The organism is Streptomyces diacarni, assembly GCF_003323715.1.
GTDB lineage: Bacteria > Actinomycetota > Actinomycetes > Streptomycetales > Streptomycetaceae > Streptomyces > Streptomyces diacarni.
Map to the genome: position 1 here is coordinate 90,928 of NZ_QOIN01000040.1, position 12,765 is coordinate 103,692.

Genomic DNA, 12,765 nt, shown 5'->3' on the forward strand with positions numbered 1-12,765 from the left:
TTCTTCAACGTGCTTCCTCTCGTGGGGGGTTACTCGCACACACGGCACCCGCGTGACGGGCGCATGCCAAGCGAATGCCGTGATTATGGAGAGGAAGGGAACACGCTGACAAGGGCGCACCGGCCGCCCCTGTCCCCTCGGCCGCCGCGAGCCCCCTCAGTCGCCTCAATCCAGGTAACCACGCAACTGGTCGGCGAAGGCGTGCTCCCGCAACTTGGTGAGCGTCTTCGACTCGATCTGCCGGATGCGCTCCCGCGTGACGCCGAAGAGATTGCCGATCTCCTCCAGCGTGCGCGGGCGGCCGTCGATCAGCCCGTACCGCAGCTGGACGACCCGGCGTTCGCGTTCCTGGAGGGTGGAGAGCACGGCCTCCAGGTGCTCGCGCAGCAGCAGGAAGGCGGCCGACTCCACGGGGGAGGCCGCGTCACCGTCCTCGATCAGGTCGCCGAGGTTGACGTCGTCCTCCTCCCCCACGGGCGCGTGCAGGGAGACCGGTTCCTGAGCGAGCCGCAGCACCTCGCTCACCCGCTCCGCGGTGAGCCCGAGTTCGGAGGCGACCTCCTCGTGCGCCGGCTCATAACCGCGCTCCTGGAGCAGCCGGCGCTGGATGCGCACCACCCGGTTGATCAGCTCGACGACGTGCACCGGGACGCGGATCGTCCGGGCCTGGTCGGCCAGGGCGCGGGACATGGCCTGGCGGATCCACCAGGTCGCGTACGTCGAGAACTTGAAGCCGCGCGCGTAGTCGAACTTCTCCACCGCGCGGATCAGGCCGAGGTTGCCCTCCTGCACGAGGTCGAGCATCGTCAGCCCCCGCCCGACGAAACGCTTGGCGACGGAGACGACCAGCCGCAGATTCGCCTCTATCAGGCGGCGCTTGGCCACCCTGCCGAGCACCACGAGGCGGTCGAGGTCGAGGGCGAGCGCACCCTCCAGCTCGGGCGTGTTGCCGAGCTTCTCCTCGGCGAAGAGTCCCGCCTCCACGCGGCGGGCCAGCTCCACCTCCTCGGCCGCCGTCAGCAGGGGTATGCGGCCGATCTCGCGCAGGTACTGGCGGAAGAGGTCCGCCGAGGGCCCGGTGGCGGCCGGCTCCCGGCGCGCGGCCGGCTCAGGATCGGCCGCCGGTACGGTCTCCTGGGCGGTGAGGGGCTCGGGCACCGGCTGGGGCGGCGCGACGAGGGGAACGGTGTGCGGGGCGAGGGGCGTTGCCGGGGCGGCGGCAGGCGCCGCGTTCAGGGTCCGGGTCTGCACGGGGGCGACCTCCATGGTGATCGCTGCCGGTTCGGGGGCGGCGTGCGAGACGGGGACGGCTGCGGCCGGGCCGCGCTCCATCCCGTTCGATATGTGCGCATCCGCGGGGGATCGCGACCCGTCCTGGCCGACACCGCCCCGCTCCGAGGACTCAGGCACCGCTCACCAGTGTGGGGCAGGACACAGCCCGGCCACGAGGGGCGTGCGCGCAGTTTTTCCCCCGCATGTGACCCTCAGCGCACGACCCGCTACACACGCAAGGGGCGGGGGAGGCGCGGGCACACCAAGGGGACGGAACCCGGAGCTCCGCTCCTGCCCCGGCCCCGGCCCCGGCCCGGCCCGGCCCGGCCCGGCCCCTACACCGTGAGCGGGGCAGGCGGATCAGAGCGCCGCCGCGCCCCGCTCGCGCAGCGCCGTACCGTACTGCTGGAGCGTCCAGATCTGCTGCCGCACCCCCGCCGACCGCTCGTACTCCCCCCGGGCCTCCAGACGGCGCGCCGCGCCCTCCAGCTCGGCGATCCGGGCCAGCACGGCGGCGCGCCGCACGGCGACCAACTGCTCCCCCGCGTACGCCTCGTCGACATCGCGGCTGCGCGAGCTGCGCAACGGCTCGACGGCCAGCTCGGTCACCAGCGACCGCACGGTGTCGTCCGGGACGGCGTCCCGCACCCGGCCCAGGAAGCCGCTGTCGGAGATCCCCGCCTCGGCGCCGCCCGCCGACTCCAGCGCCTGCCGCACCACGGCGTAGGGCGGCGCGGTGAACTCGTCGGCCCCGTAGGCGTCGAACGCGGGAGAGACCAGCTCCGGGCGCTGGAGCGCCAGCTTGAGCAGCTCCCGCTCGACCCGGTGCGCCGGACTGCGCAGGTTCAGCGCCGGACCGCGCGGCACGAACGGCGCCTGCACGGCGGGGGCCTCGTGCCGCCGGGCGCCCTGGGGGCCGCGCGGGGAGGACTGGCCGCGCTCGCGCGCCCAGCGGGCGAGCTGGGCGACGCGGCGGACGACGAACTCCTCGTCCACGATGCCCAGCAGGCCCGCCAGCCGCACCGCGTAACCCTGCCGGATGGAGGGGTCCTTGATCTGGACGACGACCGGGGCGACCTCCTCCAGCGCGGCCGACCTGCCCTCCGCGGTGTCCAGGTTGTGCCGGTCCACGATCGAGCGCATCGCGAAGTCGAAGAGCGGGGTGCGGCCCTCGACCACCTTGGCGACCGCCTCGTCGCCCTCGGCCAGCCGCAGGTCGCACGGGTCCATCCCGCCGGGCGTGATCGCGATCCAGGTGCGCGCTGCGAACTTCTGGTCGTCCTCGAAAGCGCGCAGGGCCGCCTTCTGGCCCGCCGCGTCGCCGTCGAAGGTGAAGACGACCTCCGACTGCGCGTTGTCCATCAGCACCCGGCGCAGGATCTTCACGTGCTCCCCGCCGAAGGCGGTGCCGCAGGTGGCGATGGCCGTGGTGACCCCGGCCAGGTGGCAGGCCATGACGTCCGTGTAGCCCTCGACGACCACGGCGCGGTTGGCCTTGGCGATCTCCCGCTTGGCCAGGTCGATGCCGTAGAGCACCTGGGACTTGCGGTAGATCGGCGTCTCGGGCGTGTTCAGGTACTTCGGGCCCTGGTCGTCCTCGCGCAGCTTGCGGGCGCCGAAGCCGACGACGTCACCCGTGATGTCGCGGATGGGCCACATCAGCCGGCCGCGGAAACGGTCGATGGGCCGACCGTTGCGCGCCTCCTGGGCGAGCCCCGAGAGTGTCAGCTCCTTGTCGGTGAAGCCCTGCCCGCGCAGATACCGCACCAGGTGGTCCCAGCCCGCCGGGGAGTAGCCGATGCCGAAGTGCCGGGCCGCCTCCTGGTCGAAACCGCGCTCCGCGAGGAAGCGGCGGGCGATCTCGGCCTCGGGCCCGTCCAACTGCTCGGTGTAGAACCGGGCGGCGCTCTTGTGGGCCTCGACCAACCGGGTGCGCTCGCCCTGCTGCGAGGCGCGGCCGTAGCCGCCCTCCTCGTAGCGGAGGGTGATGCCGGCGCGGGCCGCGAGCCGCTCGACGGACTCGGAGAAGGACAGGTGGTCGACCTTCATCACGAAGTCGAGGGTGTCCCCGCCCTCCTGGCAGCCGAAACAGTGATAGAACCCCTTGCTCGGGCTGACGTGGAAGGAGGGGGACTTCTCGTCGTGGAAGGGGCACAGGCCCTTGAGGTTGCCGCCGCCCGCGTTGCGCAGCTGGAGGTACTCGGAGACGACGGAGTCGATCGGGACCGCGTCCCGTACCGCCTTCACATCCTCGTCATTGATCCTTCCAGCCACACGGAAAGTCTACGGCGCCCCGGTGACAGCCCCGCCCCGTGGTCCGGTCCGCGGCCCCCGCGCTCAGGGCCGCGGGACGTTGCGCAGGTTGGACCTGGCCATCTGGACCATCCGGCCCACGCCGCCGTCCAGCACCGTCTTCCCCGCCGAGAGGGCGAAGCCGCTCACCTGCTCCCGGGTGATCTTCGGCGGGAGCGAGAGGGCGTGCGGGTCGGTGACCACGTCGATCAGCGCAGGACCCTTGTGCCCCAGCACGTCCTTGAGGGCGCCCCGCAGGTGCTTGGGCTTCTCGACGCGGACCGCGTAAGCGCCCGCGGCCTGCGCGAGCGCCGCGAAGTCCGGATTGCGGTTGTTCGTCCCGTACGCCGGCATGCCGTCCACCATCATCTCCAGCTCGACCATGCCCAGCGAGGAGTTGTTGAACAGCACCACCTTGACCGGCAGGTCGTACTGGACCAGCGTGAGGAACTCGCCCATCAGCATGGCGAAGCCGCCGTCGCCCGACATGGAGATGACCTGCCGGTCCCGGTCCAGGAGCTGGGCGCCGACGGCCTGCGGAACGGCGTTGGCCATCGACCCGTGGCTGAAGGAGCCGATCACCCGGCGCCGCCCGTTCGGGGTGATGTAGCGGGCCGCCCACACGTTGCACATGCCCGTGTCCACGGTGAAGACGGCGTCGTCGGCGGCCTCCTCGTCCAGCAGGGAGGCGACGTACTCGGGGTGGATCGGGGTGTGCTTGTCGACCTTGCGGGTGTAGGCGCTGACGACGCCTTCCAGTGCCTCGGCGTGCTTCTTGAGCATCCGGTCGAGGAACCTGCGGTTCGTCTTGAGCGGCACACGCGGGGTGAGGCAGCGCAGCGTCTCGCGCACGTCGCCCCACACGGCCAGGTCGAGCTGGGTGCGGCGGCCCAGGTGCTCGGGCCGCACGTCCACCTGGACGATCTTGCAGTCCTTGGGCAGGAACGCGTTGTACGGGAAGTCGGTGCCCAGCAGGATCAGCAGATCGCACTCGTGGGTGGCCTCGTAGGCGGCGCCGTATCCGAGCAGTCCGCTCATGCCGACGTCGTAGGGGTTGTCGTACTGGATCCACTCCTTGCCGCGCAGCGCGTGCCCGACCGGGGACTTGATCCGCTCGGCGAACTCCATGACCTCGGCGTGCGCGCCCGCGGTGCCCGCGCCGCAGAACAGGGTGATCTTGTCGGATTCGTCGATCATGCGCACCAGCGCGTCGATCTCCGCGTCTCCCGGACGCACCGTGGGCCGGGAGGTGACCAGCGCGTGCTCCACCGGCGCCTCGGGCGCCGGCTGGGAGGCCAGGTCGCCCGGGAGCGCGACGACGCTGACGCCCTGCTGCCCCACCGCGTGCTGGACGGCCGTCTGCAGGACGCGCGGCATCTGCTGCTCGCTGGAGATCAGCTCGCTGTAGTGGCTGCACTCCACGAAGAGCCGGTCGGGGTGGGTCTCCTGGAAGAAGCGGGTGCCGATCTCGCTGCTGGGGATGTGCGAGGCCAGCGCCAGCACGGGTGCCATGGAGCGGTGCGCGTCGAAGAGGCCGTTGATCAGGTGCAGGTTGCCCGGGCCGCAGGAGCCGGCGCACGCGGTGAGCTTCCCGCTCAGCTGCGCCTCGGCCCCGGCGGCGAAGGCGGCGGCCTCCTCGTGCCTGACCTGGATCCAGTCGATGGCCGGGTTGCGCCGGATGGCGTCCACGACCGGGTTGAGACTGTCCCCCACCACCCCATACAGGCGTTCGACGCCGGACCGCACCAGCGTGTCGACGAACTGCTCGGCCACCGTCTGCTTCGCCATCGCTCACTCGTCCTTCGCTCGCCGCGGCAGGGCGGCGCCGAGGGTCCGCCGTCCGGCGCCGGCACGGCCTGCCGTTCCTTTCCGCAACATATCCCCCACGCGCCGCCCCGGCATCACACCGTCGCGCCCGGCATCACGCCGTGGCGCCCCCGCATCACGCCGTGGCACCCAGCGACTCCAGCGGCACGCCCGGATCGGCCAGCGCCTCCGGGTCCACCACGACACCCGAGCGGACCAGGTCCTGGACCGCTCCCGCGACGTCCCAGACGTTGACGTTCATCCCCGCCAGCACCCGGCCCCCGCTCAGCCAGAAGGCGACGAACTCCCGCTTGCCCACGTCCCCCCGGCACACCACCTGGTCGTAGGAGCCCGGCGGCGCGTAACCCGAGTACTCCATGCCCAGCTCGTACTGGTCGGAGAAGAAGTAGGGCACCCGGTCGTAGGACACGTCCTTGCCGAGCATCGCGCGGGCGGCGGCCGGGCCGCCGTTCAGCGCGTTGGCCCAGTGCTCGACCCGCAGCCGCCTGCCCAGCAGCGGATGCTGCACGGCGGCGGCGTCACCTGCCACGAAGACATCGGGGTCGCTGGTGCGCAGCGAGGCGTCCACCGCGATGCCGCCGCCGGGCCCGGGGGCCGTCTCCAGGCCCGCCGCCTCGGCCAGCGCCGTGCGCGGCGCGGCCCCGATGGCGGCGACGACGTCGTGCGCCGGATGCTCGTCGCCGTCGTCGGTGTGCACCGTCTGCACCATCCCGTCAGCGCCCGCGATCCGGGTGAGCCGGGCGCCGAAGTGGAACCTGACGCCCTTCTCGCGATGCAGGTCGGCGAAGAGCGCCCCCAGCTCGGGGCCGAGCACCGTGTGCAGCGGGGTGGGCTCCGCCTCGATGACGGTGACCTCCGCCCCGTACGTACGCGCCGCTGCCGCCACCTCCAGGCCGATCCAGCCCGCCCCCGCGATGACCAGATGGCCGTTCTCCTGGCCAAGCGCCGTCAGCACCCCGCGCAGCCGCTCGGCGTGCGCGAGGCGGCGCAGGTGGTGCACGCCCGCCAGGTCGGTGCCGGGGATCTCCAGCCGGCGCGGCTCGGCACCGGTGGCCAGCAGCAGCTTGTCGTAGTGGACACGGGTGCCGTCGCCCATCCTGACCGCCCTGCTCTCCAGGTCGAGCTGGACGGCGGGCTGGCCCAGGTGCAGCTCGATGTCGGCCGCCGCGTACCAGGCGGGCTCGTGCACGAAGACGCTGCCGCGTTCGGCCGAACCGGTGAGGAAGCCCTTGGAGAGCGGGGGACGCTCGTAGGGATGCTCACGCTCGTCACCGATCAGGATCACGCGGCCCGTGAACCCCTCGGCGCGCAGGGCCTCGGCGGCTTTCGCCCCCGTGAGCCCCCCGCCGACGATGACGAACGTACGGTGTGCGTCCACCACTTGAAGCTCCTCCTCGAATCCCCTTGAAGAGCCGGCCCCCACGGGCCGTGCTGTCGTCCCCCGTCGTTCAGCTGTGCGCGTTCACCGTGAGCGTCCCTCATCGCACCATGCGCGGGAAGAGGCAGGGGTGCGTAAGGGACGTGCGGGCACCGTGGCGGGTTCCGCACCGCTCGCTCACCCTCACATCCTCATGCCCGCTGTCATCACCTGATGGAGGGAACGGGCCGCGGCGTCGGTGAGCGTGGAGATCTGGTCGACGACCACGCGCAGCCGCGCCGCCGCCGCTCCCCCGGCGCCGGCCGCCTCCTCGTACAGGTCGGCGTACTGCGCGTCCAGCCCCTCGGGCGCGCGGGCCAGCAGGGCCTCGGCCAGCTCGCGGAGGACGGCGCGCTGCTCCACCCGCAGCCGCTCCAGCTCCGGGCGCTGCATCACGTGGCAGTCGACGACCGCCTTGAGGACCGCGCACTCCAGCCGGGCGGGCTCCGGCACGATCAGCTCGGCCCCGTACCGGGTCAGCGGCCCCGAGCCGTAGGCGGCGCGGGTCGCCGCCTCGGCGGCCAGGGCGAAGCGGCCGATCAGCTGACTGGTCGCGTCCTTCAGCCCGGCCTGCGCCAGCGCCGTGCCGTCGTGCTCGTGCGGCCACCATTCCTGGGCGAGCAGCCGGTCCAGCGCGGCGGCCAGCTCCGCCTCGTCCGCGCCCGGCGCGTAGCGGGCTGCGGCGCAGGCGAAGACGTCGCCGCGCTCGGGCCCCGAACGCAGCGACCGCGGCTGAAGGTGGCCCGCCCTGATGCCGTCCTCCAGGTCGTGCACCGAGTAGGCCACATCGTCCGACCAGTCCATGACCTGCGCCTCGAAGCAGGTGCGGCCCCGGGGTGCGCCCTCGCGCAGCCAGTGGAAGACCGGCAGGTCGTCGTCGTAGACGCCGAACTTGCCCGACGCCGGGTCCGTTGGATGTGCGCCCCGGCGCCACGGGTACTTCGTCGCGGCGTCCAGCGCGGCCCGCGTCAGGTTCAGCCCCACGGGCGCCTGCCCGGCGGGTTCCGCGGAGAACCGCTTGGGCTCCAGCCGGGACAGCAGCCGCAGCGACTGGGCGTTCCCCTCGAAACCGCCCGCCGGCGCGGCGATCTCGTCGAGCACGGCCTCGCCGTTGTGCCCGAACGGGGGGTGCCCCAGGTCGTGCGCCAGACACGCGGTCTCCACCAGATCCGGGTCGCAGCCCAGCGAGGCGCCCAGCTCGCGGCCGACCTGGGCGCATTCGAGGGAGTGCGTCAGCCGGGTACGCGGCGACGCGTCCCACGAGGGTGCCGCGGTCTCGGGCGCGACGACCTGCGTCTTGCCCGCGAGACGGCGCAACGCCGCCGAGTGCAGTACCCGGGCGCGGTCCCGCTGGAAGGCCGTACGCCCCGGGCGCTTGTCCGGCTCCGGCACCCAGCGTGCGATGTCCGACGGCGCGTACCTCGGCCCCTGGCGGGCGCCGGGGCCCTCCGCAGCGGGTGTGCCGTACGTGGCGTGCATACGCCGACGGTAACCGGAGGACGGGCCTTCCCGAGCCCCCTGGGGCTCCTGGGTCTCCTAAGCCCCCTGGGTCTTGGGGGGCTCCTGGGGCTCCTGGGTCTCCTGGCGGACCCACTCCAGGTACGCGGCGCTGCCGCGCACGAGCGGGGTGGCGATGATCTCCGGGACGTCGTACGGATGGGCCTCGCTCAGGTAGGACTCCAGCGCGTCGTAGGAGCCGGCGGCCGTCTTGAACAGCACCTGCCACTCCGGGTCCGTCTGCACGGCGCCCTCCCACCGGTACACGGAGGTGACGGCGCCGCTGATCTGCGCGCACGCCGCGACCCTCCGCTCCACGGCTCCCGCCGCGAGCACCCGCGCCTCCTCCTGCGACCCCACGGTCGTCAACACGCTCAAAGCCTCAGCCATGCCGCCACGGTAATCCCCCCGAGGGCCGGTCAGAGCGGCGGCCGGATCTAGGGGCCCGCTCACGGGGCCGGTCCGAGCGGCCGGTCCTGGCTGCCCGCCCGGAGGCGTCCGATTCGTTCAAGAACCCGCGCACGCCCCGCGCCTAGCGTGCACGTATGACACCTCGACTCGACCTGATCGGCATCGTCACCGCTGACATGGCCGCCTCGCTGGCCTTCTACCGGCGGCTGGGACTCGACATCCCCGCGGACGCGGACACCGAAGCGCATGTGGAGGCCGCCGGGCCCGGCGGGCTGCGGCTGGCGTGGGACACGGAAGAGACAGTGCGCTCGTTCGACAGCGACTGGAGCGCCCCGCCGCACGGGGCAGGACGCGTCGGCCTCGCGTTCCTGTGCGACTCCCCCGCCGAGGTCGACACGGCGTACGCCGAACTGACAGACGCCGGACACGAGGGCCGCCACGCGCCGTGGGACGCCCCCTGGGGACAGCGCTACGCCGTCGTACTGGACCCGGACGGCAACGGCATCGACCTGTTCGCAGAGAACTAGGGCCGCAGGAGCTTCGAGGGGGTCAGGCCGGTGAGGGCGCGCACCTCGCGGGTGAGGTGCGCCTGGTCGGCGTAGCCGGCCCGCGCGGCGGTCTCGGCGAGGGGCAGCCCGGAACCGGCCGCGCGCAGTGCCCGCTGCAAGCGCAGCACCCGAGCCAGCGTCTTGGGTCCGTAGCCGAAGGCGTCCCGGCAGCGGCGGTGCAGCTGACGCTCGCTCAGGCCGACGTGCCCTGCGGTCCGTGCGACGCCGGCGCCGCGACGCAACAGGACGGCGACCGCCTCGGTCAGCGCGGCGGCCCGCGGATCGGGGGCCTCGGCCTCCCCGGCGGCCAGCGCTCCGGCGGCGGCCTGTTCCAGCGCGGCCAGCGGGTCTGCGGCGTGCGCGATCCGTTCGCGCAGTCCGCGCACCCGGCGGTCCGGCCACAGAGCCTGGAGCGGCACCCGCTGATCGCACAGCTCCCAGGCGCGTACGCCGAAGGCGCGCGGGCCCGCCCCCGGCGCCAGGCGCACCCCGAACACCGGCAGTCCCCGGCGCTCCGTGGTCACGTACGCGCGGGTGTCGGGGCCCGCGGCGACCAGTTCGCCGTTCCACCACAGCAGGTCCATGCAGCCGTCGGGCAGCACCCGCCCGCTCGTGCCGGGCGCGACCGCGGCGCGGGACCACGCCACGGCTCCCGGCACCCGCGAAGCCCTCTCCTGGTACATCCGCCCAGCATGCCTGCCGGCACCGACATCCGGACCCGCGAGAGGCGCGCGCGTGCCGTCTCAGCCCCGACCCTCTCACCCCCGGACGTCTCAGCCCCGGACGGGCTGCCCCGCGCGGTACTCCGCCGGGCTGACCCCCCGCACGCGCTTGAAGGCGGCGCTGAGCGCGAAGCCGTCCGCGTAGCCCACCCGGCGTGCGACGGCTGCCAGCGTGGCCCCCGGCTCCCGCAGCAGCCGTGCGGCCAGGTCGATGCGCCGCTGCGCGAGGTAGGCCATGGGCGGCTCGCCCAGCAGTTCGGTGAACCGCCGGGCGAGGCTCGCGCGGGAGACGCCGGACTTGGCGGCCAGTGAGGCCACCGTCCAGCCGTGCCCCGGCTGTTCGTGCAGCAGCCGCAGCGCGACGCCGACCACGGGATCACTCTGGGCGCGGTACCAGGCGGGCGCGTCCGCCTCGGGGCGGGCGAACCAGGCCCGCAGCACCGACACCAGCAGCAGGTCGAGCACCCGGTCGAGCACCAGCTGCTGGCCGGGCGCGTCCCTGACGATCTCCTGCTCGACGAGCGCCATCAGCCCCGCGTCCCACTCCGTGCCGCGCAGCACCAGCACCGGGGGCAGCGCGTCCAGCAGCCGGCTGCTCAGGTCGCCGTGCAGCTGATAGCCGCCGCTGAGCAGGACGGTGGGGGCGTCCGGGTCGCGGCCGTAGGTGCGCACGCCGAGGGCGATCTCCTCGCACAGGTCGACGCCGTCCACGCTGGTGCAGCAGTCGCCGGGCTGGATCAGCAGGTCGGGCGGGGTCGCCGGATCGTCGGCGAGCACGTAGGGGTCGGGCCCGCGCAGTACCGCCACGTCACCGGGGGCGAGCGGTATCGGCCCGGGCCGGTCCCCGGGTTCGGGCCCGGGCCCGGGGCCTCCCGGCCACGGATCCGCAGCGGCGGTGGGGAGGACCCAGCCCTCACCGCGCACCAGGGAGGCGACCGCCAGCGGCGCCCCGTCCTGGACGCGTACGCCCCAGGGCGGCGCGAGCACCGCCCGGTGCAGCAGCCCGCCGGTCGCCCGTGCTCCGCTCAGCACTTCGGCCAGTGCCTCGGCCATCCCGTCCCCGTCGCCGGGCCGCACCGCCTCCCAGGGCCCCGCACCGTTTCCCACGCCGCTCGTCCGCCCGTTCCCCGCCCCGGTCGCCGTCACGAAGGCAGCTTAGACGCGCGGACATGGGGCTGAGCCGTTGAGCGAGGTGCCACGGCCGCCGGGCGGCGTTGGCTGACGGCATGACCGAGAAATCGAGAACACGACGCGGCACGCAAACGAGACTGCACGGCGTGCGAGCCGTCTTCGTGATCTGCCAGCCCGACGTCGGCGCACCGGGAGTCGCCGAGGCGAGCGGCGCGTTCGCACAGCGCGCCGCGCACGCCGGTGTGCGGCGGCTGGTGCTGCTGTCCGCGCGAGGCGAGGACCTGGCCGCGCCCACCGAGCGGGCGCTGCGCCGGGCGGACGTGGAGTGGACCGTCCCGCGCACCAGCTGGTTCTTCCGGAACTCCAGCGAGGGCGTCTTCCTCCCGTTCGTCCTCGGCGGCGAACTGCCCTTCCCCGCCGACGGTGTGCGCGAGCCCTTCATCGACGCCGAGGACGCCGACGACGCCGCCGACGCCGCGGTGGCCGCGCTCACCGGGGAAGGACACCACGGGCGCGTCCACGACCTGACGGGTCCCCGCCTGCTCACCTTCGGGGAGACCACCCGGCAGGTGGCCGAGGCGAGCGGCCTGCGGGGGAAGCGGAGGGAATCGCGCGGGCTCCCGCGCGGGTCGACCGGTTGCATCGTGTGACGTGCGAGGCACGATGGACGCATGGACGATACGACCGCACTGGCAGCCGAGCACCTGGCCCTGGCGAGGAAAGACCCGCACGGCCGCAGCGCGTACCTCTTCTTGCACGACGGGCCGCTGCGGCAGACCGTCATCGCGCTGACCCAGGGCTCGGCCCTGGAGGAGCACAACGCTCCCCCCGCGGCGAGCCTGCACGTCCTGCAGGGCAGTGTCAGGATCACCGAGGGCACCGCCGACCAGGACGTCGCCGCCGGGCAGATCCAGCGGATTCCGCACCTGCGGCACGGGGTGCTGGCGCTGGAGGACTCGGTCTTCATCCTCACGACGGTGACGGGCACCGAGTGAGGCACGCCGGGTGAAACGGTCCGGCCCCCTGGCGGGGCGGGCCGGACGAGCGGGTGAGGCGGGTCCGGCGAGGCGGCTCAGACCGCCTTCCGGCTGCCCCACTCCCCGATCCGGTGCAGGACGGAGCGCAGCGCCAGTTCGTACCCGAAGACGCCGTGGCCCGAGACCATGCCCTGGCACACCGGTGCCGTCACGGAGGCGTGCCGGAACGGCTCGCGGGCGTGGACGTTGGAGATATGCACCTCCACGCAGGGGATACCGAGCCCGGTGACGGCCTCCAGCGCGTCGCGCAGCGCGTAGCTGTAGTGCGCGTAGGCGCCCGGGTTGAAGACGATGCCGTCGTCGCTGCCTCGGGTGGCGTGGATCAGGTCGATGAGCGTGCCCTCGCTGTTGCTCTGAGCGCAGCGCACCTCGGCGCCGAGTTCCTTGCCGAGCGCCGTGGTGCGCTCCTCGACGTCCCGCAGGGTCGTGCTGCCGTAGGTGTCTCGGTCGCGCTCGCCCAGCAGGTTGAGGTTGGGGCCGTGCAGCAGCAGCACGTGGGGCGCCGCGAAAGCGGACGTCTCGGCGGAGGACGGGGAGGAAGTCGCGTTCATGGAGGCAGCCTAGAACCCGCCCGGAGCCGGGGGCCCGCGTGGAGCCGGCCGGGCTCGTGG

12 protein-coding genes are annotated in these 12,765 nt (G+C 73.4%); 3 read left to right on the forward strand and 9 right to left on the reverse strand.

Annotated elements, in window-relative coordinates; all coding sequences use genetic code 11:
* Nucleotides 1–165: 165 nt before the first annotated feature.
* From DTL70_RS11875 to cutA, 6 genes are all read right to left on the reverse strand, one after another.
* On the reverse strand, nt 166–1,410 hold the full coding sequence (locus DTL70_RS11875; protein WP_114021875.1) for an RNA polymerase sigma factor: 1,245 nt from the start codon (nt 1,408–1,410) through the stop codon (nt 166–168).
* Between the two features lie 222 nt (nt 1,411–1,632).
* Nucleotides 1,633–3,546, reverse strand: coding sequence for a DNA primase (dnaG, locus tag DTL70_RS11880; protein WP_114021876.1), 1,914 nt, complete (start codon nt 3,544–3,546; stop codon nt 1,633–1,635).
* Nucleotides 3,547–3,609: 63 nt separating this feature from the next.
* Nucleotides 3,610–5,352, reverse strand: a complete 1,743-nt coding sequence (locus tag DTL70_RS11885) for a pyruvate dehydrogenase (protein ID WP_114021877.1) — start codon at nt 5,350–5,352, stop codon at nt 3,610–3,612.
* Nucleotides 5,353–5,506: 154 nt separating this feature from the next.
* Complete coding sequence (locus tag DTL70_RS11890) at nt 5,507–6,772, reverse strand: NAD(P)/FAD-dependent oxidoreductase (RefSeq protein ID WP_114021878.1); 1,266 nt, start codon at nt 6,770–6,772, stop codon at nt 5,507–5,509.
* Nucleotides 6,773–6,952: 180 nt separating this feature from the next.
* On the reverse strand, nt 6,953–8,287 hold the full coding sequence (locus DTL70_RS11895; RefSeq protein ID WP_114021879.1) for a deoxyguanosinetriphosphate triphosphohydrolase: 1,335 nt from the start codon (nt 8,285–8,287) through the stop codon (nt 6,953–6,955).
* Nucleotides 8,288–8,344: 57 nt separating this feature from the next.
* Nucleotides 8,345–8,695, reverse strand: a complete 351-nt coding sequence (gene cutA, locus DTL70_RS11900) for a divalent-cation tolerance protein CutA (protein WP_114021880.1) — start codon at nt 8,693–8,695, stop codon at nt 8,345–8,347.
* Nucleotides 8,696–8,850: 155 nt separating this feature from the next.
* Between cutA and DTL70_RS11905 the strand changes: the two genes are divergently transcribed.
* Nucleotides 8,851–9,243 carry a VOC family protein gene (locus DTL70_RS11905; RefSeq protein WP_114021881.1) on the forward strand — a complete coding sequence of 131 codons (393 nt, stop codon included), beginning with the start codon at nt 8,851–8,853 and terminating at the stop codon, nt 9,241–9,243.
* Here the strand turns inward: DTL70_RS11905 and DTL70_RS11910 are convergent.
* Both DTL70_RS11910 and DTL70_RS11915 read right to left on the reverse strand, forming a co-directional pair.
* The gene (locus DTL70_RS11910; protein WP_114021882.1) at nt 9,240–9,947 is read right to left on the reverse strand and encodes a helix-turn-helix transcriptional regulator; all 708 of its coding nucleotides are present in this window, start codon (nt 9,945–9,947) and stop codon (nt 9,240–9,242) included. The genes DTL70_RS11905 and DTL70_RS11910 overlap by 4 nt on opposite strands.
* Nucleotides 9,948–10,037: 90 nt before the next feature.
* Nucleotides 10,038–11,039 carry an AraC family transcriptional regulator gene (locus DTL70_RS11915; protein WP_114021956.1) on the reverse strand — a complete coding sequence of 334 codons (1,002 nt, stop codon included), beginning with the start codon at nt 11,037–11,039 and terminating at the stop codon, nt 10,038–10,040.
* A 224-nt stretch (nt 11,040–11,263) separates the two neighbouring features.
* On the opposite strand from DTL70_RS11915, the gene DTL70_RS11920 reads away from it, so the two are divergent.
* The gene (locus DTL70_RS11920) at nt 11,264–11,767 is read left to right on the forward strand and encodes an SDR family oxidoreductase (protein WP_181860887.1); all 504 of its coding nucleotides are present in this window, start codon (nt 11,264–11,266) and stop codon (nt 11,765–11,767) included.
* A 21-nt stretch (nt 11,768–11,788) separates the two neighbouring features.
* Entirely contained in the window at nt 11,789–12,112 is a 324-nt protein-coding gene (locus tag DTL70_RS11925) for a cupin domain-containing protein (RefSeq protein WP_114021883.1), read from the forward strand.
* Between the two features lie 77 nt (nt 12,113–12,189).
* Here the strand turns inward: DTL70_RS11925 and aroQ are convergent, their stop codons facing one another.
* Entirely contained in the window at nt 12,190–12,705 is a 516-nt protein-coding gene (gene aroQ / locus DTL70_RS11930) for a type II 3-dehydroquinate dehydratase (protein ID WP_114021884.1), read from the reverse strand.
* Nucleotides 12,706–12,765 lie beyond the last annotated feature (60 nt).

What these genes read in the sequence shown, in the direction of transcription:
- DTL70_RS11885 (WP_114021877.1), bottom strand. Translation starts at nt 5,352, where the DNA reads ATGGCGAAGCAGACGGTGGCCGAGCAGTTCGTCGACACGCTGGTGCGG.
- DTL70_RS11895 (WP_114021879.1), bottom strand. Translation starts at nt 8,287, where the DNA reads ATGCACGCCACGTACGGCACACCCGCTGCGGAGGGCCCCGGCGCCCGC.
- cutA (WP_114021880.1), bottom strand. Translation starts at nt 8,695, where the DNA reads ATGGCTGAGGCTTTGAGCGTGTTGACGACCGTGGGGTCGCAGGAGGAG.
- DTL70_RS11905 (WP_114021881.1), top strand. Translation starts at nt 8,851, where the DNA reads ATGACACCTCGACTCGACCTGATCGGCATCGTCACCGCTGACATGGCC.
- DTL70_RS11910 (WP_114021882.1), bottom strand. Translation starts at nt 9,947, where the DNA reads ATGTACCAGGAGAGGGCTTCGCGGGTGCCGGGAGCCGTGGCGTGGTCC.
- DTL70_RS11915 (WP_114021956.1), bottom strand. Translation starts at nt 11,039, where the DNA reads ATGGCCGAGGCACTGGCCGAAGTGCTGAGCGGAGCACGGGCGACCGGC.
- DTL70_RS11925 (WP_114021883.1), top strand. Translation starts at nt 11,789, where the DNA reads ATGGACGATACGACCGCACTGGCAGCCGAGCACCTGGCCCTGGCGAGG.
- aroQ (WP_114021884.1), bottom strand. Translation starts at nt 12,705, where the DNA reads ATGAACGCGACTTCCTCCCCGTCCTCCGCCGAGACGTCCGCTTTCGCG.